Source organism: Caballeronia sp. LZ032 (assembly GCF_031451315.1).
Taxonomy (GTDB): Bacteria; Pseudomonadota; Gammaproteobacteria; order Burkholderiales; family Burkholderiaceae; genus Caballeronia.
Genome location: NZ_JARUXP010000041.1, coordinates 1 through 916, shown reverse-complemented (window position 1 = coordinate 916; position 916 = coordinate 1). Strand labels below are relative to the sequence as shown.

The following is a 916-nucleotide window of genomic DNA, read 5'->3' as shown; positions in this document are numbered from 1 at the left end:
AGAGGTGGTTTCAAAATGCCTGAGCAGATCGTTGAAGAGTATTCCAGCAGATCATGCAGGCAGCGAGTTTGAGGAAGGCTTCATGCATTGTCGCCAGTTGTTCGTAGCGGATTCGAAGACGGTGGAAGTTATGGAACCATGCATGCGTGCGTTCGACTACCCAGCGGTACTTTCCAAGGCCAGATCCGTGAACGGCGCGCCGCTTCGCGAGAATCGGGTTAATGCCGCGATCGCGCAACTTCTGCCGGTGTGGTTCAGAGTCTTATCCACGGTCAGCGTAGACGACCTGCGGCTTTTGCAAGGGTCGCCCGCGGATGCCACGAATAGCTGGGATCGCGTCTATGAGCGGCAACAGTTGAGTGATGTCGTGGCGATTGGCCCCTGTGAGGATGATCGAGAGAGGCACCCCGTTCGCATCGGTGGCGACATGGTGTTTGGATCCTGGTCGCGCACGATCTACGGGGTTTGGCCCAGTTTTTGGCCCGCCCCAATCGCGCGAACAGAGGATGAATCGACGATGACTCGCGAAAGATCGATCTGGCCAGCGCCGCGAAGCTCGGCGAGCAGCAGTTCGTGCAATCGGTCCCATACACCGGCTTGCTGCCAGTCGCGTAACCGACGCCAACACGTCACGCCGGAGCCGCAACCCATTTCGGCGGGCAGGTCGCGCCAGCGCAGTCCTGTACGTAGCACGAACACAATGCCGTTCAATGCCGCGCGATCGGGTACCGGCTTTCGGCCGGGATACTTCTCGCGTCGAGCCTTCGGCTGCGGGAGTAAATGCTCGATTCTTTTCCACAATTCGTCGTCAATGATTGGCTTATCCATGCCCTCGATCTCATCGCTACGATGCTCAAGGTTAACAGGATGCCCATGGAGTTAACAGCCCCTTCAACGTCTTTTTGAAACCACCTCT

At 57.5% G+C, this 916-nt stretch carries 1 pseudogene; it reads right to left on the bottom strand.

The features are described from left to right. Positions 1-10 precede the first annotated feature (10 nt). Positions 11-828, bottom strand: a pseudogene (locus QCE69_RS39310) (IS5 family transposase). Positions 829-916: the final 88 nt, after the last annotated feature.